Source organism: Paenibacillus sp. EB106-05-06-XG162 (genome assembly GCF_058791655.1).
This window is the reverse complement of record NZ_JBYTDT010000001.1, coordinates 67508-92898: the sequence shown is the minus strand read 5'-3', so window position 1 is coordinate 92898 and position 25391 is coordinate 67508. Positions and strand designations below refer to the sequence as shown.

The following is a 25391-nucleotide window of genomic DNA, read 5'->3' as shown; positions in this document are numbered from 1 at the left end:
TAAGAGACGCCTCCTTAATTCCTGCTACTCCCTTGGCCCATATAATCGAGTACAGCTATGATCACCTTGACAGCTTCCGCTCTCGTTGCTGCTGCCAGTGGGTCAAATCGGTCCGCCTCTTTACCTTGCACGAAGCGGGCAGCCGATGCAGCCGCGACTTCCGCCTTGGCCCAGGATGGAATTTGGTTCGAATCTGCATAGTTCACTTGCTTAGCTTCAGCCGATTGTGAATCTATTCCTGTTGCACGGGTAGCCAACACGGCGAGCTGCGTGCGCGTGATCAACAGTGCAGGACGGAACGTGTCGTCTTGGAATCCTTGAATCAGCTTCGCATCAACCGCTGCTGTTACGTCGGATTTAGCCCATGACGAAATTTGATCATCATCTTTAAACGTAGTCCCACTCCCCGCTACCGAACCCGAAGAAAGCTGAAGAGCGCGCGCAAGCATTGATACGAACTGCTCTCTCGTCACTTGCTGATTAGGGCGGAAGGTCTCGTCGGCAAAACCTTTGACGATACCAAGCGATGCCGCTCTAGCTACAACGGAAGCCGACCAGTGGCCTTGTATGTCTTTGAAGTCGATCGTCCCCTGATCGCTCCCATTCCCCTCACTGCCTCCTTCGGCAACCACCTGCTTCATAAATTCAGTCACCGCACGCTTCAGTGCAGCCACAGCTTCATTCACTTGCTGTTGCGTAGCGTTATCTAGCTTCTGGATCGCGACAGCCGCATCAATCGCAGCTTGCAGAGCTTTCTTAGCCCCAGCTTTATACTCTCCTGGCCTACTGCCTTCTACGGCTGCTGCATGTTTCGATTTTGCGTCTGCGATAACCTGATTCAGCACTGCTTTGTCAATGCTGCTTGAAACTGAAGGTGTAGATGAATTATTGGGATTGCTTGGATTGCCCGGGTTCGTCGGTTGATCAACATGGACGGACTTCTTGAATGTCTCGACAGCTTGCGTAAGAGCTGCCACGGCTGCATCGACAGCCTCTTGCATAGCCGCCGCATCCTGCATCACAGCCTCGGCTGCGGTAATCGCCGTCTGGAGTCGAGATTTCGATCCGACGGGGTAATAACCGGCGGACGTCCCCTCCTGTGCCTGCGCATACAATTGATTTGCCTGCGATATCAAGGCTCCCAGCTTCGTCTTATCCGACTTCACCAGATCCTTGACGGCATGAGCAGCCAGCATGGCGTAACCTGCACTCGATACATTCCAGTCGGCCGGCAGATGGCCAGCCTTGAGCGCATCCGTCACCCGTGTCAGGCAAGCCATCGCGCGGTCGGCATCGCCCATTAACGTCGCCACATACGCGGCAATACCGTGCAGGCCGCTCAGCTCGCCCTCGGAAGCCCATTTCGGAAAGTTCTGATTCAAAGCCGTATATAGAGCTGCCGCTTCGCTGCTATCCGGAGCAACAACTCCTGCAGCAATCGCCGTAAGCTGAGCGCCGGCATCCTCCCACTTCGTCCAATCTGCTGGAGTGGGTTGATCTGCGGCATCGATTGACATCGTGTATGCCCCCGCCTCTTCATTCCATAGCTTAGACTTGATCCCTTCACGCAGCATTTCCATATACTTCTCGAAGTAAGCCGCTGGACCTTCATCCTTAAAATGATTCCGGAACAGCCATACGCTATCCTGCATTCCTTTCAGAACGAGTAAATTGTCCTGTAACGATTTGATCTGCCCATCCTTCTTCGACCACATGAGACCATCGGCAGCCTGCAAAGCCATCAGCCCCAGTCCGCCTGTCAGAATATCAAGCTGGTACTGGGTAATGACGAACTTGCCTGTTCGCTCGAAATAGGCGCGTTGCAGCGATATAAAGGAAGCGATACTGGCAGCCGCGCTCTTATAGTCCTCTGTCGATACCCACTCGCCGCTCTGTTCATCCAGCTTCTTTTCATATTGGGTACCATAGACGCCGAAGCGGTCTCCCCAATTCCAGCTGCCCACATAATTCGTGATGTATTTCTCTGCGAGTTCAATCGTCTCCGGCCTTAACAAGAAACCGAGCGCAGCGGTATTAGACGCAGCCGGATCTACCTCCTTCTGCTGTTCATTTCGCGTCAAAGCTCCATTAGGAAGCTGGCGTCCAACCAGCCAGCCCAACATCGTATCCAATATGTCATCCGGTTTCGATGCAGCCTCGCGTGAAATGCGGATCGCAATCTCATCCGTCTTCAGCACGTCATTGCCTCTCGTAACGAACGCCCACAGCTTGATCTGCTGAATTGCCGGATCAAGGGGCAAGCCGCGCAACGTAAAGTGATTCGCGCTTTCTTGCACCAGCAGGTTGGGTAGATCCATTTGATACGCAATTTGCGCATCCGACAGATCCAACTGCTTGCCGTCCTTATTGAAAGCTTCAATCACGATCGAAGTGCTCTCGTTACGGCGCAACAATTCGCGTTCTGCCTTGATCGTAACTTTAGCCATGCCTTCCCCAGCAGCCCCAAGACGGACGGCTACGGTCAAATCACGCGTAAAATGAACATTGTTAAAGCGATCCTTGGCTTTTACTTGGACCTGATAATCGCCATTGACCAGCCCTTGCAGCGCTATCCCCCACGTTCCCGCTTCAGGTACGGCATGAAAGACCTTCTGTTCTCCTGTCAGCTGATGGATGAATGTGACTTCGATATCCTGCAGGCCGACAGCTGTACCTGTCACTTGATAAGGAAGCGCTTCGATGACTGTCCCCTCTTCTACCGCAGCCATGTCGAATTGAACCGGCACATCGGGCAGCTTCTGCATCTGGGCAGCCGTGAGCATGCTGAGGCCGCTCTCCATGACGTACCATGGCCACGGATGATCCTTATCCACATAGGTCGCTTCAATCGATTGTAAAAACTGATCGACTCGCACCTTGTCTCCCATCAGCGCTGCCGCACTGGCGAGGATCGCCCATGGGAAAGCATCGCTCTTCGCAAGTGTCGGCCAGCCGGGATGATGTTCATTGAAGCTATTGTACAACTGGATCGCTCGCTCGCTATCTGGCGCGATGACGCCTGCCCAGATCGGAGAGATCTGCGCCGTCGCATCGGCATAGAAGGTCCGCCAATCCGGATTCAGTAGTGTCCCCGAATCTGTTTTTCCCGGCGAATACATGTTTTTTTGTTCCAGCCACAGCTCGGATTGAATCGCCGTATGAACCTGCTCTTTGATTGCTTGAAATCTGGCTGCTTCGGCCGTGTCTCCAAAAATATGCTCAGCGATCCATGCCATATCGATAAGTCCTCGATATACCTCGGTGTTGTCCATCAAATATTTCACTCTATAGGTCGGCTTCGCCCACGTCAGGCCATCTGCCTCCTGTGTGGAGAGCATCGCCGAAGCGATCTGCAGGACTTGTTCCTTGTGCTCTGCGACATACGCCGTATCCCCTGTTACCTCTGCATATTTGCGCAGCATGTTCAAGAAGGTAGACGCATAAGAATCCGTCGAGTCGAAATCGAGCGTAGGCGTCTCTGTCTGACGATCCGCCTCTACCACATAATCGTAGACCGATCCATCCGGCGCATCCGGTCCTTTCCCTTCGTTCAAATGGGCAAAATACCAATCCATGTATTTTTTCACGACGTTCGCATATTCCGGCTTTTCCAGCAAGCCGAGCAGAGCAATATGCGAGAAATAGGGAATGACTTTGTACTTTCCGTTATAGCTATCAATCGCCTGGCTATACGTTGGAATCGCGCCATTGTCGAATTGCAGGCTTGCAATCCATTCTGCTTCGGCATCGATAATCTTTTGATACCTGGCGCTTGTATCCTTCGCATCGTTCGCTGCATCGTACCCTTCCGCCACGTCGCCAGCGTTTGCATGGGCATAACCGGGAGCTGCTGACGTTATCATCATCATGGCAATAATAATAAAGGCAATTCCTTTTCTTAAATGAACCATTTAAGTTCCTCCTTAGCCTTTTATCGCACCTGATGTTATCCCTTGGATGAATTGTTTCTGCATCGCAATATACACGAGCACGACCGGCAGCACCATAATCGTAGAAGCCGCCATCAACAGCTCATACTGCGTCGTGTATTGTCCGACGAACACGGACAAGCCCATCTGAATCGGCATCAGCCTATTTTCCGAGAACAGCACTAAGGCCAGCATAAACTCGTTCCACACCGATAATGTATTGAGGATCACGATCGTAGCTAGTGCCGGCCGGGCAATGGGCAGCATGAGTCTATAATAGATTTGGAAGCTGGTGGCGCCATCGATGATCGCTGCTTCCTCCAATTCGCGCGACATCTCATCAAAAAAAGTTTTTAAGATGAAAATCGATACCGGCAGCGCTGCGGCAATGAGCGGTAAAATATAGCCGATTCTCGTATTCGCGAGTCCCAGATTGCTGACCACAAGGTAGATCGAAATAAAGGCACCGGGAATTGGGATCATTAACGTAGCCATAAATCCTAAGAAAATGGCCTTCTTCCCTGCCATATCCAATCTCGCGATGGCGTATGAGGCCAGCGATGCGAATAGAACCACGCACACCACGACAATTACGGAATATAAGACGCTGTTGAACGTATAGACATTAAAATTGCCCTGAAACCATGCATCCTTGTAATTTTCGAGATTAAACGCATTATTCGGAAACAGACTCCGGTTCGTAAAAATTTCATTCCGCTGCTTCAGTGAGGTCGAGACCATCCACACAAGCGGAAAGATGGAGATCACAGTCCACACGATCAGGGATAAATGAGTGATGCCTTTGAAAAAGAACGTGCCTTTACTCTGCATACGTTATCCCCTCTCTAGTCTTTCTTCTGGGACAGCTTTAATTGGATGAGCGATAAAATAAACAGCATAATCCCAAATATTAACGAGAAGGCGTTCGCCATGCCGAAATCGGAATTGGTAAAAGCTTCCCGATAAATGCGCAGCGCAGGTACCTCTGTCGCGTAGCCGGGTCCCCCCATCGTCATCGCATAGACGTGATTAAATATGCCGAGCGCCCCGAGGATCGTCAAAATATTGACCAGCGTGTATACCTTGCGCAGCGATGGAATCGTAATGTAGCGCAATTGCTGAGACCGGCTCGCGCCGTCGATGCTGGCCGCTTCATACAAGTCTTTGGGTATGCCTTGGAGTCCCGCCAGGAATAAAATGAACGAGCCGCCGACCCCTTGCCACATCGAGCTGACCGCTACCGCATAGAGCGCCGTGTCGATCGAACCTAGCCATACATGCGTAAATTGGTCAAGGCCAATGTCCCTCAGCACACCGTTCAGAAGTCCCTTCGGCTCATAAATCCATTTCCAAATGTACCCGACAACGATGCCGGACAGGATCGGCGGAATATAGAATACGACACGGTAAAACTTGCCGCCCCGAATGTTCGAGTTCGCCGCGACGGACAGCAGCAGCGCAATCGTATTCATGAACACAAGCGACAACAGCGCAAAAATGACCCCATTGCCCACCGCTTCCCACCAACGCGTATCGGTTATTGCCGCGGCATAGTTTTTGAAGCCGACGAATTGATAGTTCGAATTCACGCCATTGAAATTCGTAAAGCTGTATTGAACCGTGCGAATAATCGGAAGCAATGAAAATAAAATAAACAACAGCAGTGCCGGCATAACATAAGCCAGATTCAGGTAGCGCTTAACGATTTTGCTTCGATTGCCGATCGGTTTCCCTTTCGTGCTTGGCAAGCTGCTTACATCCATCGAATCACCTCTGTGTATATGCAGGACGAACAACCCGACCGGTTGCCTCCTGCGTGGCTACTCTTTCTCTTCTTTTAATGCCTTTTGCAGCTCCGTATCCATTTCCTTCAGCACCTGATCTGGCGTCGACTGTCCAATGGCGATTAACTGAATTCCTTTTTGCAGAACCGTCTCCACGCTTGGAGCCGGGTAAGTGCCACCGTTCTCGATGATATGGTTCATGCCGAGCGAGAAGTTGCGCAAGGCCGGTGTCATGCCACCTTCCGATGTCGCCGCTTCCATGTTGGCAGGCAGATTGAAGCTTTTGGAAGCGTATTTTTGCTGCTGCTCCTTTTCAACGAGGAATCTGACAAATGCGATAGCTGCTTCTTTATGCTCAGTATGTTGATTGATGACGAGCGGAACGCCGATACCGCCTGGTATTTTCACATCATGCGTCGCGTCCGCTGGCTTAGGCGGCTGGAACACATCATATTGCGTAAAATTCGGATTCATCTGATTGAACACGCCGATAGCCCATGAACCGTCATAGATCATCGCAACTTCTTCATTGACGAACATTTGCTCCGCCGTTGGCAAATCCATCGTCGCGATGCCTTCCGCGAACGCGCCATGTTTGTACAGGTCCTCGAATCGCTTCAGTACATTCAGGTAACCTGAATCCATGAGCGGCTCTTGGCCCTTCTTCACGTTCACTAACTTCTCTTCGCCCAGATATGCGATCTCATAGGGCGCTGCCAGCGAACCGGCCACCCATGAGCCAATGCCTGTTGCGAATGGAACGATACCTGCCGCTTTGAGCTTATCGACATCAGCCAGCAGCTCCTCCCATGTCGTTGGCGCAGAAGTAATGCCTGCTTTTTCGAATAGCTTCGTATTGTAGACAAACTGGATATTATTCGTATCCATCGGGAGCCCATAAGTGCCTAATTTTTTCACGCCAAAAATATTGCCTTCATCGTAAGTAAACGTTTTCAAAATGGTGCTAGGAAACTTGCCGAATATATCTTTCATATCGCTAAGTTCCATGACGTTGCCCGACTCGACGAGCTGCCCCAGATCTCCAGCACCGCCTGCAAAGGTCATCACATCCGGCAAAGCGTTATTTTGAGCCGATGCCATGATCTTTTGCTTAAAGCCATCGCCGCCGAATAATTGGATATCGACTTGGATCCCCGTTTTCTGTTCAAAGTCCGCAGCCATTTCTTTCAATAAGTCATGACGGTCATTCAAATAATGCCAAAACACAAGCTTAACGTCCTTCGTATCGTTAGTCGTACTCGCATTCTCTTGCGACGTGTTCTCTTTCGTTGGTTTCTCATTGGAAGTCATATCTTTGGAGTTCCCGCCACAGCCCGTCAAACCAATCAATAGGATGATGGATATGATGAATATCCGCCATGTCACACGGTTATGCTGCTTCATTGTATTGGCCTCCTCAATTATGATACGATGAGTCTAATAAGTGATTTGTCGATGTCCATATTGTTGGACGATGGCTCGATTATGCTCGTCGCCTCCATCCACATTGGCGCTAATGAATACCGGCGGAGTGCGATCCGCTTGGACAAAGCGCGCAATGATTTCTGCGGTTAGCGATTGTGCGATTATCGCGCCCGCAACGCTGGAGGCCGAGCCTGTTTTTTCTGTTAGACCTGGAATTTCTAATAATACATCGCCATAGGGACAGCAATTATCAATGACAACGTCTGCGATCTCATATAGCTTCTTGCCGCTCGGATGACGACTGTCTGCATGCTGCGAATGATCCAATGAGGTCACGGCAATGACCGGGATCCCCCTGCGTTGACACTCCAGTGCAAGCTCATTCGATGCGCCGTTCCTGCCGGAATTCGATACGATGACGAAGGCATCCTCGGGCTGAACCGCATGCATTTCCATCAATCGGTGAGCCGTATGTGGATCCCGCTCTAACTCTACTAGATTAATGCCCGTCGTCCCTTCTAATGCAGCGATATCCTCCAGCCCAACCAGCTTCATTGGCGCCAGTCCTCCAGCTCTGCCGCACATCTCCATACCGAATGCGCGCGAATGTCCCGCGCCGAAGATATGCACGATCCCCCCTTTCAACAAACTTTGAAACATCTCTTCAGCAGCCTTGCTCACATTGCCCATTTGCGTCCGTTCTAATTGCTCGATGATCGACGTCATGGCTCTGAATACTTCATTCGCTCCAATGCTCATATCTCGTCTCCTTGCAATGCCAGATTTACGATCGACATATCCATGCGGACCTGAAGCGCTTGCGCCGATAGGATTAACGCCCCAACGACAGGCGGATATTGCGGCTTGGAAATACGTACAGCTGCATCATAGCGATGAACCGTGTCTTTCAGGCTGGCGACGACCCGTTCGGAATGAACGACACCGCCTGTCATATAGACATGATCCAGCTTCAGCGTGCTGTCATATGCCCTTGCCTGTTGCAGTACGGATACGGCCAGTCCGCCAAGTTCTTCTCCTGCCCGCTGCAGAATGTCCTGTGCAACTTCATCCCCATCGGCCGCTGCCCGCTCCACGAGCAGCGACAACTGCGCCATATCGCTTCTTTGAATTTTGTCTGCGTGAATTCGTTTTTTGATTCCCCAGAACGATTCTTCGCCGAAATGATCAAGAATTTGCTTGCCGAGTACTGTCTTCAGGCCGCGCGACTCACTATCTCGAATTCCAGCTTTAATCGATTGAAGTCCGATCCAATAAGCGCTCCCTTCATCCCCCAAAATATGACCGTATCCGCCGGCTACGAACTCCCGTCTTCCTTCGAAGTAATATCCTATGCTACCACCTCCCGCAATAATTAACACCCCGTCATTCTTCCCGTTCGAAGCGCCTGACAGATTGGCTTTGACATCGCCTTCGATCATGCAGGCATCCACTTGAACGCATTCGGCTATCCAGCTTTTTATTAATTCCTCATGCTCTTTATGCACGCCGCTGATGCTGGCAAATGCCATATCGACTTTGCGGATCAGCTTCGCTTGCACAAGCAGCGCTTGCAGCGACTGCTGGATAGCTTGTTTGGTTTTGACCTGCCCATTGAACGTTAGCATATGATCGATCGGCGGTCCGCTGGCGAATAGACAAATGCCGTTCTCATGATCATACAGGCAGGATTTCGTGGACGTCTGCCCTCCGTCGATCCCCAGTAGAAGCATGAATCATTTCCTCCCCTACATCCCCATTAAATCGCTCTGACGAACCTCGCCGTAATCTCCCACGGCGCTGTAATCGATGTCCCGACAACGACGCTGTGAGCACCGCGAACCGTAATCGCCTCGTGAGCATCGGACGGAAGCGCAAACCGCCCTTCACCGATGACCGGTACGTTGACCTGCCGGGCGATGCGAGTAATCAATTCGAAATCAGGTCCTTCTGTTTTATCTTGCTCCGTATAGGAGGTATAGCCCGCCATAGTCGTCGCGACGACATCTGCGCCGAGTCGTTCAGCCCGTACGGCTTCTTCTAGATTTGAAATATCCGCCATAACCGGAAGGGATAAACGAGATTGAATCTCGTGAATCAGTTGCTGCAGCTCGGCTTCATCTCCTCTCGCCTGGAAGGTGGCATCCAGCGCGATCATATCAGCACCTGCTTCTGCCAGTACGCGAGCGCTCTCGAAGTCCGGCGTAATGATGCGGACGCCGTAACGATCCGGCAGTTTATTAATGCCGATCACCGGCAGATCGACCGTCTTCTTAATCTCGCGGACATCGTCAGCACCATTCGCGCGAATGCCGCCCGCGCCACCAAGTAAAGCGCTTTCAGCCATCGCCCGCATCAGCCTCGGATCACCATAGAATGGTGTTCCAGGCCATGCCTGACAAGATACGATAATTTTATTTTTCAACGATGCGATCATGCGGCTACACTCCTTAATACAATTTGTCGAGGATGGAATCTGTCGTCTTCCACAATTTTTTGATATCCAGCGATTGGTCTGACATTTTCAACGTCAAGCTTACGCTCAATAACTCAATGACGTACAAGATCGAGGCCTTACTCTTGAAGCTCTCCACGATATTGCTCAGACCGCGATTAACGCAGACGAGGCGAATATCCGAAACCTCTGTAATCGGAGATTTTCCATGTCCCGTGATGCAAATGGTCTTCGCCCCGGACTTGTGTGCCGCCTGCATCGCTGCCACGATATCCTTCGTGCTGCCCTGCTGCGAAATACCGATCGCCACATCGCCCGAATCCAGATGCGCTGCCGCAATCATCTGCAGATGAACATCAACTTGCGCATCAACCATGAGGCCAAGCCCCAGCAATTTGATCTTCAACAGCTGAGCCATCGGACCAGACTCGCCAAGACCGGAAATATGTATCTTTCGCGCTCCCAGAATGGCCGCTACCGCCGATTCGAACACGGACTCCTCGATATGCATGGCTGCATCCAGAATGCTGTTCGCCGCATTATTCGCGAGTTGTCCGGGAAGGCTCTGCGCTTCTTGCTCCGGCATCGCAGGCTGTCTGCGCTCCAGCTCTTGAGCCAAGCGGATTTTCAGCTCTTGATAACCGCGCAAATCGATCGTCCGGCAAAATCTAGTAACCGTGGATTGCGCTACCTCAAGACCTTCGGCAACTTGAGTAACCGTATTATAAATAATCGTCTCGGGAGAATTAAGAATCAAATCAGCAATCCGTTTCTCTGTTACGCTGAAGCTGTCATACGCATTCTGAATCATCGCAAATAATGTTAGTCCTTCTCCTGTTCGATCTTGAACAGGCGGCAATGTATCGCTCATTGCAGCTTTCCCTCCCTCGGGCTTATGTTGAGATCAGTATAGCACCCGCCTAAAAACTTGGCAAGAATATTTTTTTCTTAAAATTAAATAGAATAAATATTTTATTCACGATCTATTTTTTAGTGCTTTTTCAGTATTTGTTTTAAAATTCTGCACCGATTTTATAACCAACATCGACCGCACACGAAAGTTAAATAAGCTGTCTCCAGTAAAGTACCGGAGACAGCTTAAGGAAGGCTTCGTCGTCAGCGCTCTTGATATCGCAACCCGCTGCTGTTGTCCGCCAGATATATGGTTAATATTTATTACCAGGAAATATGCAAAAAAGAGATGATGTCGGAAGAACACCATCTCTTTTTTTGATAAATCTTACTTCCTCAGCAGAAGAGGATTAGTTCAAGCTGTTTAAGATTGTTTTAATTTGAGGATTAAGGTTCAATGCATTCAGGATGATCGTCAGAGCCTCTGCACGTGTGGAGTTTCCTTTCGGATCAAATACCCCATCGCCCTTGCCGTTGATGATGCCAGCTTTTGCCGCATCTTTAATTAGATTCACTGCATAAGAGCTTGCGCTTGACATATCCGTGAAGTTGCCTTTGGAATCATCTTTGTCAACATTACTCAGATTGACAATACGGGACAGAATGATAACCATTTCTTCGCGGCTGATCGTTTTATTCGGCTTGAAGGTTCCGTCTCCGTATCCGTTAATAACGCCTGCGCTTGCAAGGCTATTAATCGCGTCTTTAGCCCAATGACTGTTAATGTCGTTCAGTTCAACCACATCTTTAGCGCTGCCAGCATGGATATCGAATACGCGAGCGATGATCGCTGCAAACTCAGCGCGTGTAATTGGACTGTTCGGACGGAACGTGCCATCCTCAAACCCAGTGAATACTTGCAGCTTCGCGAACGCAGCAAGGGTCTTTTCAGCCCAGTGTCCTTTCAAGTCAGTGAGGTCAAGCTCTTCATTCGATTTCTTGGCTTCCTCTACTTTGGCCTTGATCGCTTCCATTAATTTTTCTACATTAACAATCTTGTCGTTGAATACATGATCTTTCGGCTTTGGTTCAGGTTTTGGATCTGGTTTTGGATCTGGTTTTGGATCTGGTTTTGGATCTGGTTTTGGTTCAGGCTTCGGTTCTGGTTTTGGTTTTGGATCTGGTTTTGGATCTGGCTTTGGCTCAGGCTTTTCGCTCTCCGTGCTTTCCGTTACCTGTGTACTCCATTCACTAGCTCCTGCCGCATTTTTAGCTCTCACCTTATAGGTATGGCTTGTGTTTGCAGCAAGTCCTGTGTGTGCGAATGGATTTGCAACATCCGTGTGAATCGCCCCATCTACCATCAAGTCATAACCTGTTGCATCAGCAGAATTTTTCCATGTTACATTGATTTGTGACGTACTTGCTGCTTTTGCTTTCAAGCTTGTAGGTATAGCAGGAATTGTGCCAACTTGACCGCCGTCCTTGGACACGGTTACCTCATGGGAGGCACCACCTACCTGCTGCTCATTTCCCTGTTCGTTGGCAATGACAACATTATCGATCGATACTGTCGTCTTAGCAGAAGCTTGCGTTGCAGCTTTGGCCGTAAATTTGAATGCAAGCAAATCGCCTTGGGTAGGCACGTTCGCACCAACGCTAGAAGCAATAATCCGAATTTGTCCCGGCGCTGTCTCCTTTTGACCGACGACTTGGAATCCGTCCTTCAATGATGTAATCGAATCAAGCTGTAAAATCGTCGGATCAAAGTGAAGCGTCAAATCTTGGGCATACACCGACTGGTGTGTGCTTTGCGTAACGTCGGTCAGCCCCATCGTCAGATCGAACGATTGGCCTCGGTTCACCTGCTGTAAACCTGTCAAAGAAGACTGAGGCATCTTAGCCTCCTGTACAAACAGTTTGAACCAGTTGATGTTATATCCATTTGCAGGTACCGCTAGCCTTATTGTATGCTTTCCGGACGTTAGTGTAATATTATCGGATACTGTTATCCAACTCGACCAGCCCCCCGATTTAGGTAATGATGTTGTCTTTTGCGGAACTCCATCTACTTCAAAACTGACTGCTGCTCCTTCATTATTGACAGCCACCCTGTATTGCAGGGTATATGTTCCGGTTACTGGAATATCAATGTTCGTGTATTCCATCCAGGAACCTGCAGCAAGATATCCGACAATTTTGTCACCGCCAATGTCACTGGTATCTTCAACAATCCGTACGTCGTTCATGGAGGTGTAGTCAGCTGCCTTCATAAAGACTGCCGGTACACTATCTACCGTTACTTTGATGCTTGTTGTTAATGGTACGTTGTTTGGATTTGTGATCCCTTCAGACAAGGTTACAACGCCATTTACAGTGAAGGTTTGCGCAGTCTTTAGCGATGGATCATAGCTTGATGCGTCTACATCCCATGTCACATTGGCATCAAAGCTGCTTCCATCCTCGGCAACCAATTTCACCATTTTCGGCAAACCAAGAGCTGCCGCTGTCTTTGCTGTTCCGTTGTCTACGGCTGTTTTGTCAGCTGGTGCAGTGATGCTGCTTAATACAGCACCCTCCGTTGTAATGTCAATGTCTTGCGATGAACGGTTATACATGGAATCCGCAGCAAATACTCGGAGTGTATATTGCGTTTTCGGCGACAAACCCGTAATCTTGTACTCCCTATGATCATCGAATGGTTTGTCTAGCGGCAGCGAAAGACTGTTGAACGATTTGTCCACTTCTCCCGTCAACTTGTTGATCAGCTGAACATTGTATTCCAACACCCGAATATTGTCATTCGCTTGCTTCATTGTAAAAATAACTTCGTTGCTTTTTAAGGATTTGATCTTAAGGTCCTCATCAAACTGCGGCGCGATGAGTTCTCTAATATCGCTCTTGCTATACGTAAAGGCATCTTTACCTTCGCCAACGTAGACTACAGAAGGTATGCCTACGAATTCATTTGTACTTAAATTATAATGTTTGATGATCACTTTGGTACCGTAAACCTCTAAGAAATTCGCGATGCGAGGCGTGGTATGATAATTGATATAATCGCCTTCAATATAACCGCCGTACGGACCGGCATCAATATAACTGGAATAATTCGTCGAACCGGCATCGAAATACGAAGCCGCACCTTGGAAGAGAGAACGTTCGTCGGTCGGGTCGTAATGCGTATGACCTGACAGATAGACGACCTGCGACAAATTATTGTCGGCAATATATTTACCTACATTATTACTTGCCGCGGTGCTCCATGCCGATCCCCAATTGGTACCGCTGATCGGGAAGTGGGATGAGACAAAGATCGGTTTGGTTGGATCGTAATCCGATTCTTTTGTAATTTGATCCAGGAAATTCTTCGCTTTTCCAGACGTGTTGGTGTTGTCATAATTTCCGTCAAATACTACCAGGTTATATCCCTTGATCTTGACCCGATAAGCATCGTTAAAAAAATTGTTATCGTACGATTGCTTAGTTTCGTTCCACGCTCCCGCCGAACCGACAGGAATTAAATCTTGGACACTACCTTTAACCATATCATGGTTGCCTCGTACCAAATACAACGCGATATTGTCAAATAAGCCTTCAGATTTCAGTTTATTGTAGACCTTTGTCAGCTCGCCCATCCACAGATATTCGATGGCATTGTTACCGCCGGTAACGTCGCCGGGAATCAAAAAGACGTCGGCTTGCGGGAATAACTTCAAGCTTGTTCTGAAATCATTTTCCACGCGCTCGATTGCTTTGGGATTATCACTGATTTCCGTGTCGCTGTCCACAATCATATTTAAATCGGCGGGCGTTGCTGTTTTATTGCTTTTTTGATAGATGAAAATGGCATTGGTTAGTTCACGTTCGTAATAATTGATCGTTTCCTGTGTATATAATTTTTCTTTTTGCGTTGTCGCAACTGCATTGGCCGTATTCAAAACCTTTTTCAAATAATCAAAATCGGTTTGGCTGAAGCCGTTGCCGAGACCGCCTGCTATGATTGCATTTGCTTTTGCAAGTGTGTCGTTAAGTTCGGTCAAATCTACTTTATTGACATCGTAACTATTATATTTCGCTTGAACGACATCATTGCTTAATACGCCTTTCCAAATCATCAGATCATCGATATCGAATGAATTACCGCCGAGGTTCCCCAATCCGTCGACACCTATTTTTAATGGGTTCGATGTATCTAACGTTCCATGCTTCAGCGTCGTTTCGGCCATTTCGTAACCATCAATATACAACGATCCGAGCATTTTATCTCTGTCTACAACATAAGTCACGTGACGCCAATTGGAAGCATCAAACGTATTGCGCCCAAAGGAAATGTTCTTATCTTTTGCGGTCGGGAAGCCTAAATTCATGTTGACCGAATTGGCCGATGTGTAAATTGCCCAGCCTGCGTTAGAACCGTTACTAAAATCCTTGTTGGATAATATGACCTGATTTTTATTCGTGTCGCCTTTATACCAGAAGGATACGGTAATACTCTCTTCACCAAAATTCAAGCTGTGCGGCGTACTGACATAATTGCCGTTTCCGCTTTCTAAATGCAGCGCTTTGGTCCCGGGTATTACACCCTCTACAAAACTATAATTCCCATTTGCTATCAAATCTTCTTGGTTTGCATCGTCCTTCAAATTATTGTCGAATTTCATCGATGCAATAAGAGGGTTGGCATTTGCGCTGGCAGTATCGATTGCTGCGTATGCGCTGGTCGATACCATACCGAACATCATCGTTAGTACGAGCGTAACGGATAAAATTCTTTTCATTACAGAAAAACCTCCATCATTTTAAGTAAAAAGCCATCCATTTGCTAAGTAAGTTTTATTGCAGAGCCGCTTGGGCTGATTGCTTGCCGTATCCTCCTGCAACAATCGCCAAGTCGCCAACAGAGATTTTTCCGTCTCCACTCAGATCTGCGCTGATTTTCTGCTTGTCAAACAGTTGAATAGCCGCTTTTAATGCCGCTTTCGCTTGATTCACCTGCTCTGGCGTCGCATTCGAATCGCTTGCTGTCGCACGCGCTGCATCGATAGCCGACTGCAATTGCGCTTTGGAACCAGCCACATACTGACCGTCCTCGTTACCTTCCACTGCTGCATCGTACTTAGCTTGGGCGTTTTCGATGATATCATTATGTCATCTTTCTTACGTACAAAAAATATTGTACGCTAACACTGTCAACGGACTATTAATCCAACGTGAATATTATGTAAATCTCTTCCTCGCTCGATACGAACGGGGATGTGAACAATCTAGTGTCATATGATTCGAAATTCCCTGAAGGGAAAGCGAGCATCCGTGAATACAAAAAATTTGTATTAAAAAAGAGATGGTGTCGATAGACACAATCTCTTTGTTTGATAAATATTACTTCTCTTTTCATCTCCGTCTCAGATTGTATCGACCTCTTCATGAACAAGAGCCTTATACGCTTCAAGGAACGATTGAGGATCTTCAGTAATTGTATACGAATAAACACCTTGCAGCGTGTGCAAGTACAACATCCCTCCATCCCTTCCCATGGATCGATATGAAATATCATATACCTCCTGAATTGGAAACTCTCGATACGCTGTAACAACCTTCTCCTGGTATAAATAGATCCATCTCTCCTGCTTGTGAATCGTTTGTTCTAATCCAGAAATGTTCCTCTCCACCTTGTAATAGGACAATGCTGAGATTGAATTCATTATTCCCCTCCTTCACGTAAAAGCGCATTATGCCCGAAAACGACAAACAGGAGCCTTGGTGACAGGCTCCTCCGATTAGCTTATACATTATAGAAATATTATATAATCGACATCCACATTTCACAAATGAACTGCACTTGAATATTATTATTTAGCCTGAGCACTTGTGATTAACGCATTTGACTTGCAAATTGCATGCGTGTCAGCTAACATGAAGGACACCCTATGAGCGAGCCGTCTCAAGTTTCATTTGATTTAAGCATCAGCCGCACAGCGGAAGCCAATGTTCCCCGTAGAGCTGTCCGGGGTATTCTGGCTTCGGGCAGCGATGCGATAGCGATTGCAGTAAGATTTGTGGCACAAATATGAGCCCCCGCGCATCGTTCGACTTGTCCCGCTAGGCGGACCGACGGGGTTAACCCGAGGCCCGTCCACGTGGAAGGTTGGGCTAAACCAGTCCGAGCACCATTCCCAAACATTGCCCGCCACTTGATACAATCCGTACCCATTGGGCTCGAAGGACTTTACAGGCGCTGTTCCGAGAAATCCGTCGCTCGCGTGGTTCTTTACCGGGAACTTCCCCTGCCATATATTGCACATATGTTTGCCACCAGGTTTGAGCTCATCTCCCCAAGGATATTTCTTCTGAACCAAGCCTCCCCGAGCCGCAAACTCCCACTCCGCTTCTGTCGGCAGCCGTTTTCCCGCCCAAAGGCAGTATGCCATCGCATCGTTCCAGGAAACATGAATAACCGGATGGTCCAGTTTATCTTCTATCCCTGACCCTGTTCCTTCCGGATCGCTCCAGCAGGCACCTTCAACGGCAAGCCACCATGGGGTTTGTATAGGTGAGCCTAGAATCTTAATACCGTTCTCAGGAACAAACAGATGAAACACGAACGACCATCCGAACTTCTCCGCTTCCGTCACATACCCTGTAGCGTTTACGAAGTTCTTGAATTCCAAATTTGTTACTGTATACGGATCTATATAAAACGGACTGACGACTACGGAACGAGCAGGCCCTTCTCCATCAGAAGGATAACCCTCCTGATCATTGGTGCCCATAAGAAACTCTCCACCCGGCAAATAAATCATATCCTGCTTGGCAGACCGCGATATCGTGACAGGCTGTTTTTCTTTCTTTTTTTCAAATGAGGTCAAAGTAAGGACGTTATTTCTAGATACGGAGCAGCAAGAGGGTTTATCGATTGATTCAGTCATTATAAGTCCACTCCTTCCCAATATCGGGGTTAACCGAAAAATACGACACCTAATAATCCGGATACTAAAATTACTAACATGGGATGCATTTTATATTTCATAACGCCTATAATCACACCTCCGGTGATCAGAAGACCAACGAAAGTTTTCCATGTAAGGTTACTAAGGCCCACTCCGGAAAACCCGAAATGGATAGCGGCATAAATAATCAAACCCGTTATAATCGGGCGCAGACCGTAAAAGGACGATCTGACCCATTTGTTGCGATAAATTTTATAGAAAATTGCGGTAATGAGGATCATTAAGATAAGAGAGGGAAGTACGATTCCTACAGTAGACATAATTGCGCCAGGAACTCCCGCGGTCTTATATCCAATCAGTGTAGCGGTATTGGTTGCAATAGGCCCCGGAGCCATTCCGGCCAATGCCACGGCATCGGTAAATGCTTCTTCGGTCAGCCAATGATGCGAGGCCACCTCAAGCTGAATGATCGGGATCATCGCATAGCCGCCGCCGAAAGAGATGAAGCCGATCTTCAAAAATGTGATAAATAAGTTCCATAGCATAGCTCATCTAAATCCTTTCGCTGTAAAATAATCGGCATGGTACGTTCCAGTAGTCTCGCTCGTTGCCTCTTCCTTTTCCAGCTTTACATCGATTCCCAGCTTTTCTTTAATAGAAACAAAAATAATGCCGACGAATAGACCAAATAGAATCACGAATAAAGGGTGAATCGTGGTGGTCAGGAAAATAGTCACCGTACCGATCATCGTTGCAAACGTCGTTTTATCAAATATAGCCGACTTTCCCATCTTGATCGCTGCAATGATGATTAGTCCGACAATCGCGTAATGAATTCCTTCTAAGGCAGCTGCGATTTTAGTATTATGCTCAATTTGGGTAAAAATAAGGCTAAGTGTAAATGTGATAAGAAAAGTAGGTAATGTAATGCCAATCACAGCTGCAATCGCACCCGGCACTCTGGCCAGCCGGTATCCGATAAACGCCGAAGCATTGACCCCAATTCCTCCAGGAGCCGAACCTGCAATGGAAAGCACATCGGACATTTCGGTTTTGGAAACCCACTGCCGTTTCTCCACAACCTCTCTCTCAATAACCGGAATCATGGCGTAGCCGCCGCCGAATGTGGACGGTCCGATTTTAAAAAAAGTCCAAAAAATACTCCACAGCTGTTTCATAAAAGCTCTCGCCATCCTGAACCACCTCTTTCAATATTTAAGTGCTATAACAAACAATAAAGAAGGGTTTCTAACCCTTCCTTATCATTAATGGGAGCCGGTATACTGCCAGCCCCCTTCTTCATAAGACTACATGGCATGCAATACAAAATTGATTAGAAATAAACCAGCAACGATATAAAGCGGCAGCGAAACTTCCTTCGCCTTGCCCGTCGATACTTTCAGAATGACATAAGAAATAAATCCGAACGCCATGCCATCGACAATACTATAGGTTAGCGGAATTAGTGCGACAGTAAGAAAAGCCGGAAACCCTTCGGAAAACTGATCAAAATGAATACGCTGAACCCCTGAAATCATCAGCCCGCCTACAATAATCAAAATTGGAGCAATAGCACTATCCGGAATCAACTTTATGACCGGTATACAGAAGATCGAGATCAAGAATAAGATTCCGGTGGTGATTGCCGTAAGCCCGTTCCTGCCACCGGTGGCGATTCCTGCAGCACTTTCTACCGTCGAGACCGTCGGACTCGTTCCGAATAATCCAGCAGTAATAACAGAAATTGCGTTAATCTGCAGGGATCGATCGAACTTCTCCGGCTCGCCGGTCATCCTCAAATGACTGTGAATCATCCCAATATTTTCGAATACAACCACTAGAGCAAGCGTAAATGTAGCAACCCAAAACGTCACCGATGTTACCTTTTCGAAAGACAATCCTCCTAGCACAGGCCAATAGGCTTGCATCGAAAAATGGGTACTACTTAATGCATCGCTTATGTTGACTTGGCCGAAGGTGATCGCTAATATCGTGCCCGCGGCTATACTAATCAGAAAATTCGCAGGTATATTGCGGGTAAACAGGATTATGGCAACGATCAACGTTATAATCGTTATAAGTGTAGAGGGAGACCCGAAATCGCCAAGCGCCAAGAACGTCTGCTGGTTGGCAATCACGATACCTCCTTTTTGCAACCCAATGAATGTTAAAAACAACCCAATCCCCACGGTCGTCGCTTCCTTAAGCGAGTCGGGAATAGCCAACGATATCATCTTGGCCAGCGGAGTGAAAGCAATCAAAGCAAACATCACGCCCGCCATAAAGACAGCCCCTAACGCTTCCTGCCACGACAGCCCCATCGTTTGCACGACCGTATACGTAAACAATGCATTGATACCCATGCCTGGTACTAGGATAATAGGGGTTTTCGCAAAAAAGCCCATCAGCAGACACCCCACGAAGGAAGTTAAAGCCGTACCAATGATGCCTGCCTCAAGCGGTATCCCTGCATCCTTCAAGATGGACGAATTTACAGCTATAATGTATACAATGGTAACAAACGAAACCATTCCTGCGAGTATCTCGCGCCTCACCGCAACCGGGAGAACACCTTCCTTCAGTCGATTGACTTGTCCATTCATTCGTATAGAACCTTCTTTCTCTTTGCCCCATTACTCACCAGTTCTAGTAACTGCCACTTGCCGTTGAAGGTTCTCCTTGAACGATGGCAACAGAGGAGCTAGCCCCAATCCTTGTCGCTCCGGCAGCTAACATGGCAAGCGCATCCTTTTGACTTCTTACCGCTCCCGAAGCCTTTACACCCATGAAAGGACCTACTACCGTCCGCATCAGTGCGATATCCTCCACCGTAGCGCCTCCACCGCCAAATCCGGTTGAAGTTTTAACGTAGTCAGCACCTGCTTTCTTCGCTAGGAGGCAAGCAGCTATCTTCTCTTCTTCTGTCAATAAAGACGTCTCCAGAATCACTTTCACGATGGCCTTATCGCCCGCAGCTCGAACCACTCCCCGAATATCGTCGTATACCGACTTGTAATCTCCCGACTTGAGCTGTCCAATCGGAAGGACCATATCGACCTCGGTCGCTCCATCGCTCAAAGCATTCGACGTCTCGGTAGCTTTCACTGCAGGCGCTGAAGCTCCGAGTGGAAATCCAATGACCGTACATACCTTCACCGAACTTCCTGCCAATTTCTCAGCTGCTAGACTCACATAAATGGGATTCACGCATACGGAAGCGAACTTCCACGCCGCGGCTTCCTCACATAACTTAATAATTTGTTCGGATGTCGCTTCTGGCTTCAACAACGTATGATCAATGACAGAAGCCAATCTCTCTTGAGAATAAGGGATGAACTCTCCCTCCTCTGCTGGCAATAAGCCGATAATCGGTTCAAGTTTATTTTTAATAGCTTCGATTTGCTGACGCATCATATTCCACTTCTCCTTTTCTATAACTCTTTGATGATTCCGAGTACCAACTGCAAAAATTTCGGTTTGACCTTCTCCGTTGCTTCCATTACTTCATCATGGGATAACCCCTGATCCAATATGCCTGCCGCTTTGTTCGTTATGCAGGAAATACCAAGTACCTCTATGCCGGAATGCCTTGCTACAATGACTTCCGGAACCGTCGACATGCCGACCGCATCAGCCCCCAACACCCGCGCCAGACGAACTTCTGCCGGTGTCTCGTAAGTCGGACCTAAATTGCCCATATATACACCCTCACGGAAGGTGAAGCTTTGCTCGTTTGCAACCCTGTGAGCCAGTTGAATCAGTCGCTTGCTGTAGGCCTCGGTCATGTCCGGGAAGCGAGGTCCAAGCTCTTTGTCGTTAGGTCCGATCAGCGGGTTCGTTCCCATATTGTTAATGTGGTCGGATAGGAGCATCAGATCACCGACCTCAAAATCCATATTCACGCCGCCCGCAGCGTTAGTGACGATAAGTTGGTTTACGCCGATCGCCTTCATAACACGAACCGGGAACGTCACGAAATTGGCATTATATCCTTCATACAGATGGAATCGACCTTTCATCATAACGACAGGTTTCCCGTTAATTTTTCCAGCGACCAGTTCTCCGGCATGACCTTCCACGGTTGAGACCGGAAAGTGCGGTATGGAATGGTATGGGATGACTTTCGCTTCTTCGACGAGCTCGGCAATAATGCCCAACCCTGACCCGAGTATCAGTCCGACCTGCGGCTGAAAACCAATCATATTCTCAATAAATGAAGCGGCTTCCTGAATATTCTGCTTGACATTAGACATGAACTTCTCATCCCCTTTTTCTACGATACGCTGCGGCATAATGGCGTAACGTTTAATATGTGATCATCATAAATCAAATCTAATAGATTGTAAATACAATTAAATTCAAAATGAGAAAAATGTAGTTGCTTTTTATTGTTTTCAAATATTAATGAAAATAATTATTATATATTTCACACCATAATGTGATATCATTTCCAATATTTATATTTATTTATTTCATTTTTAATTTTTTCCCTCTTGAAAGCTCGATTTACTACTACAGCATAAATCGTGTACAATAGATACAACGAACCTAATTCTGGAGGAAATCATGTTACAAGAATTTGTGGGTTTAATGTCTCCAAAGACGAAAAGCTTGAAGCAGTTATATAATTTGATTTACAAGATGGGTCCCGTCCGAATTAACACGCTGGTTGAGCAAACCGGTTACAAGCACTCCACCTGCTCCCGTTTGGTTGAGGAGCTCGTACAAGCCGGACTGATTTACGATAGCGGCTTAGGAGAATCCACAGTCGGCCGCAAGCCAGCACTCTATGTCATCAAGCCCGATTCCCATTATGTCATTGGCGTAGAAATATCCAGTTTGTTTATAACGGTGCTCCTACTTGATCTCAAATTGAACATTATCGATGAGGACAAGCTAAAGATGAATGAAGCCTGCACCCCCAACTTAGCGATCGACTTCATCTGTGAACAGGTGAAGCGGATGCTTGCAGAGCACAACTTGCCAGAAGACAAGTTGCTTGGCATCGGCGTCGGGGCCATCGGACCGGTCGACCGGGAAAAAGGAACGATTTTGTCCTCAGAATTGAAGATGCAGGGCTGGGAAGAGGTCAACATAATCCAGGAACTACAGCAGCGCCTTCGAACCACGGTCCTATTTGATAACGGAATTAATCTGGGAACCCTCGGCGAATACCGCAGCAAGTACTGGAAGGATACGGATAGTCTGATCTATACCTCCTCGGGTATTACCATCCGATGCGGAATCATATTGCAGGGCCAATTAATAGGAAGCAACTTGGATATGGACGAGTCGCTTGGGCACATTACGGTTGATGTACACGGACGACAATGCTCATGCGGCGCCCACGGCTGTCTGGAAGCCTACAGCAGCTTCTCTTCCGTTCGCGATGAGATCATTCGTCGCATGAAACGGGGTAACAACTCCATTTTGCGGGAGATGGTGAACCATGAGGATGATATCCAATTTCATCATATTCTGGATGCGCTCGAACAGGATGATTCGCTAAGCCAGGCCGTCATTAAGGATGCCGCATATTATTATGGAATTGGCATATCCAATCTTATTCATCTACTTCGTCCGGATGTAGTCGTCGTTGGAGGCGCTCTAGGTGTCAACTCCAGCTTCTATGAGATTACGGCTGAGACTGTGCAGAAGCGAATTCAGCATTACCGTAACTGCCGTGTTCAAATTGTTAGGGCTTCTACAGGCTATAACGTTGTGTCTGTGGGTGCCGGCTGCATGGTCCTCGACTATTTTGTGGATGACAAACAAACCGCATGAAGCTCATGCGGCTTGTTTGATTTCGATCAAGCCGGATCTTTATCGTCGCTCAGCACATACACAACCTTATTGATGGTACCATTGTAAGGAAATTCTCCTTGCTCCATGTAAGTCTCCGTTACGGTAGGAAGCGCATCGCGGCCTATGCTAAGTCCTTTACGGGAGATCTTATATTTGTAGGTATTCGGAAGTTCTCTCTCGCCCACAAGCTCCCCGTTAATGTATAAGGATCCGATCCCTGCCGTAGACATCGGCTTCTTGGAAAACGCAAAGCGGATTTCTAACGTACCGGTTGGCACTTCACTGTCGGCGACCATTGGATATAGAATACGCATATGGTTATATTCAAAATGAAGACGGTTATTCCGAATATAAAGCGTGTAGCCTCCATCATAATTACCCATCGCAACAAGCACACCCTCGTAGGAAGAATGCGGACGTTCAATATGAGCCGTGATGGAATACGAGCGGTTCACAGTCGGAGGTGCTGCGGCCGAGCCAATAATCGCTACCCCGTCATAATAGGTGAACGTATTACGAGCCGTTACCGATTCCGGATTCTCCTTGGCGAGGTCTCTCCAGCCCGCGTTTCGAAGCGGCAGCACGTCATGCTTTTCCGCCTCCTGCCACCATAATTGAATGAGTTCTTGCAGCTTTTCCGGTAGCTTATCAGCCAAATTATTGACTTCATTATAATCGTGCTTCAGATCGAACAATTCCCAAACATCGTCCTCGAAAGCGGTTCCCGGCTGGTGATTCGTAACAGCCTTCCAGCCCTCATGAATAATAGCCCGGTTCCCCATCATTTCAAAATGCTGGGTAATACGGCGTGTTGCTGCCTCAGGCTCCGCAATTGTATAAGCCATGCTGATGCCTTGGATCGGCATCTGCTGAATACCTCGAATCGTATCTGGCGGTTGAATGCCCAGTACATCCAAGACTGTCGGCGTGATGTCCGTAATGTAGTGGAACTGTTTACGCACCGTTTCTCTGCGCACCACTTCGCCTTTCGGCATTTGCACGATGAGTGGTACACGGATTCCCCCAAAGTAAGTCTGCTGCTTATAATAACGCAGCGGTGTATTGCATACTTGAGCCCAGCCGCTAGGATACTCACAGCTAACGCGATCGCCATACATTTGCTCATAATAAGGGAGAATGTCCTCGAGCGTCTCCGAGTACCCTTCTACAATTTTTGAATAGTCAACACTGCCGTTCGAACGCCCGGTGCTGCTTGCACCATTATCTGAGAGCAGTACAATCATCGTATTATCGTATTGTCCGATATCCTTCAAATAATCGATAAGCCGCCCGATTTGATGATCGGTATGCGTCAGGAAACCTGCGTAGATTTCCATAAAACGAGCTGCTACTTTTTGCTCGTCCGCCGTTAGTGTCTCCCAATGGCGAACGTCCGGATTAAATGGCGGTAGCTCGGCATCCTGCGGTATAATCCCCAGTTCCTTCTGACGAAGGAATCTCTGCTTACGTACCTCATCCCAACCAATATGATATTTCCCTTGATACTTACGAATGTATTCCATCGGCGCTTGGTGAGGAACATGCTGTGCTCCGAATGCCAAGTACAGGAAAAACGGCTTCTCGGGCATAATCGAGGTTTGATCGGTTATGAACTGCTTAGCATGGTCGACTAAATCCTCAGATACGTGATAGTCTCCATTCTCCCGATGAGGCCGAGGTACAAAATGATTGTCATAAACAAGATCCGGATGGAATTGATCCGTTTCACCTTCCATAAAGCCATAAAACCTTTGAAATCCTTTGCCTAACGGCCAGTAATCATACGGTCCCGCCGGGGACGAGTGATGTACAGGGGCCAAGTGCCATTTGCCAACCGCAAATGTGCTATATCCGTTTTCTTTCAGCATCTCCGCAACCGTGCCCGCTTCGTGCGAGATCCGGCCTCTTGTGTTCGGACAATCCGGCCCTAAATCAAAGTTCGTAATGGTCGACATGCCCACGGAATGATGATTTCGTCCTGTAAGTAATGATGCCCGAGTAGGTGAGCACAGCGGCGTCACATGAAAGTTATTATAGCGAACACCCACTTCAGATAAGCTGTCGATATTCGGTGTAGCAATTTCAGAGCCATAACACCCTAAATCTCCAAACCCCATATCGTCGAAGACGATATAAACGACGTTTGTCTTGTCCTTTTTTTGCTGCAATTTATTTTCGTGCATGTTATTTCTAC

At 47.9% G+C, this 25391-nt stretch carries 19 protein-coding genes; 1 reads left to right on the top strand and 18 read right to left on the bottom strand.

Annotated features, from left to right (window positions below; all coding sequences use genetic code 11):
• Positions 1–14: 14 nt before the first annotated feature.
• The 17 genes from AC3WU2_RS00370 to AC3WU2_RS00290 all read right to left on the bottom strand — a co-directional run bounded on the left by AC3WU2_RS00370 (position 15) and on the right by AC3WU2_RS00290 (position 21645).
• Positions 15–3911, bottom strand: coding sequence for an S-layer homology domain-containing protein (locus AC3WU2_RS00370; protein WP_492450289.1), 3897 nt, complete (start codon positions 3909–3911; stop codon positions 15–17).
• Positions 3912–3923: 12 nt separating this feature from the next.
• Positions 3924–4760: a carbohydrate ABC transporter permease gene (locus tag AC3WU2_RS00365; protein WP_492450287.1), complete on the bottom strand. Its 837-nt coding sequence runs from the start codon at positions 4758–4760 to the stop codon at positions 3924–3926.
• 14 nt (positions 4761–4774) lie between these two features.
• A complete protein-coding gene (locus AC3WU2_RS00360) occupies positions 4775–5692 on the bottom strand; it encodes a carbohydrate ABC transporter permease (protein ID WP_492450285.1) in 918 nt (305 codons plus the stop codon).
• 57 nt (positions 5693–5749) lie between these two features.
• Positions 5750–7117, bottom strand: coding sequence for an ABC transporter substrate-binding protein (locus AC3WU2_RS00355; RefSeq protein WP_492450283.1), 1368 nt, complete (start codon positions 7115–7117; stop codon positions 5750–5752).
• A 33-nt stretch (positions 7118–7150) separates the two neighbouring features.
• Positions 7151–7897 carry a sugar isomerase domain-containing protein gene (locus AC3WU2_RS00350; protein WP_492450281.1) on the bottom strand — a complete coding sequence of 249 codons (747 nt, stop codon included), beginning with the start codon at positions 7895–7897 and terminating at the stop codon, positions 7151–7153.
• Complete coding sequence (locus AC3WU2_RS00345; protein WP_492450279.1) at positions 7894–8868, bottom strand: N-acetylglucosamine kinase; 975 nt, start codon at positions 8866–8868, stop codon at positions 7894–7896. Before AC3WU2_RS00345 ends, AC3WU2_RS00350 begins: the two co-directional genes overlap by 4 nt.
• A 26-nt stretch (positions 8869–8894) precedes the next feature.
• A complete protein-coding gene (locus AC3WU2_RS00340; protein WP_492450277.1) occupies positions 8895–9572 on the bottom strand; it encodes an N-acetylmannosamine-6-phosphate 2-epimerase in 678 nt (225 codons plus the stop codon).
• 13 nt (positions 9573–9585) lie between these two features.
• On the bottom strand, positions 9586–10461 hold the full coding sequence (locus AC3WU2_RS00335; protein WP_492450275.1) for a MurR/RpiR family transcriptional regulator: 876 nt from the start codon (positions 10459–10461) through the stop codon (positions 9586–9588).
• A 391-nt stretch (positions 10462–10852) separates the two neighbouring features.
• Positions 10853–15223: an S-layer homology domain-containing protein gene (locus AC3WU2_RS00330; protein ID WP_492450273.1), complete on the bottom strand. Its 4371-nt coding sequence runs from the start codon at positions 15221–15223 to the stop codon at positions 10853–10855.
• Positions 15224–15278: 55 nt separating this feature from the next.
• Complete coding sequence (locus tag AC3WU2_RS00325) at positions 15279–15521, bottom strand: hypothetical protein (RefSeq protein ID WP_492450271.1); 243 nt, start codon at positions 15519–15521, stop codon at positions 15279–15281.
• A gap of 326 nt (positions 15522–15847) precedes the next feature.
• Positions 15848–16147 (bottom strand): hypothetical protein, encoded by a 300-nt coding sequence (locus AC3WU2_RS00320; protein WP_492450269.1) that lies wholly within the window; start codon positions 16145–16147, stop codon positions 15848–15850.
• Between the two features lie 255 nt (positions 16148–16402).
• On the bottom strand, positions 16403–17371 hold the full coding sequence (locus AC3WU2_RS00315; RefSeq protein WP_492450267.1) for a formylglycine-generating enzyme family protein: 969 nt from the start codon (positions 17369–17371) through the stop codon (positions 16403–16405).
• 29 nt (positions 17372–17400) lie between these two features.
• Complete coding sequence (locus tag AC3WU2_RS00310; protein ID WP_492450265.1) at positions 17401–17937, bottom strand: chromate transporter; 537 nt, start codon at positions 17935–17937, stop codon at positions 17401–17403.
• A 3-nt stretch (positions 17938–17940) separates the two neighbouring features.
• Complete coding sequence (locus tag AC3WU2_RS00305) at positions 17941–18585, bottom strand: chromate transporter (protein ID WP_492450263.1); 645 nt, start codon at positions 18583–18585, stop codon at positions 17941–17943.
• Between the two features lie 114 nt (positions 18586–18699).
• A complete protein-coding gene (locus AC3WU2_RS00300) occupies positions 18700–19995 on the bottom strand; it encodes an NCS2 family permease (protein WP_492450261.1) in 1296 nt (431 codons plus the stop codon).
• 43 nt (positions 19996–20038) lie between these two features.
• The gene (gene deoC, locus AC3WU2_RS00295; RefSeq protein ID WP_492452126.1) at positions 20039–20803 is read right to left on the bottom strand and encodes a deoxyribose-phosphate aldolase; all 765 of its coding nucleotides are present in this window, start codon (positions 20801–20803) and stop codon (positions 20039–20041) included.
• 20 nt (positions 20804–20823) lie between these two features.
• Entirely contained in the window at positions 20824–21645 is an 822-nt protein-coding gene (locus AC3WU2_RS00290) for a purine-nucleoside phosphorylase (protein ID WP_492450259.1), read from the bottom strand.
• 313 nt (positions 21646–21958) lie between these two features.
• On the opposite strand from AC3WU2_RS00290, the gene AC3WU2_RS00285 reads away from it, so the two are divergent.
• A complete protein-coding gene (locus tag AC3WU2_RS00285; protein ID WP_492450257.1) occupies positions 21959–23176 on the top strand; it encodes an ROK family transcriptional regulator in 1218 nt (405 codons plus the stop codon).
• A gap of 26 nt (positions 23177–23202) precedes the next feature.
• Here the strand turns inward: AC3WU2_RS00285 and AC3WU2_RS00280 are convergent, their stop codons facing one another.
• A complete protein-coding gene (locus tag AC3WU2_RS00280; protein WP_492450255.1) occupies positions 23203–25380 on the bottom strand; it encodes a sulfatase-like hydrolase/transferase in 2178 nt (725 codons plus the stop codon).
• Positions 25381–25391 lie beyond the last annotated feature (11 nt).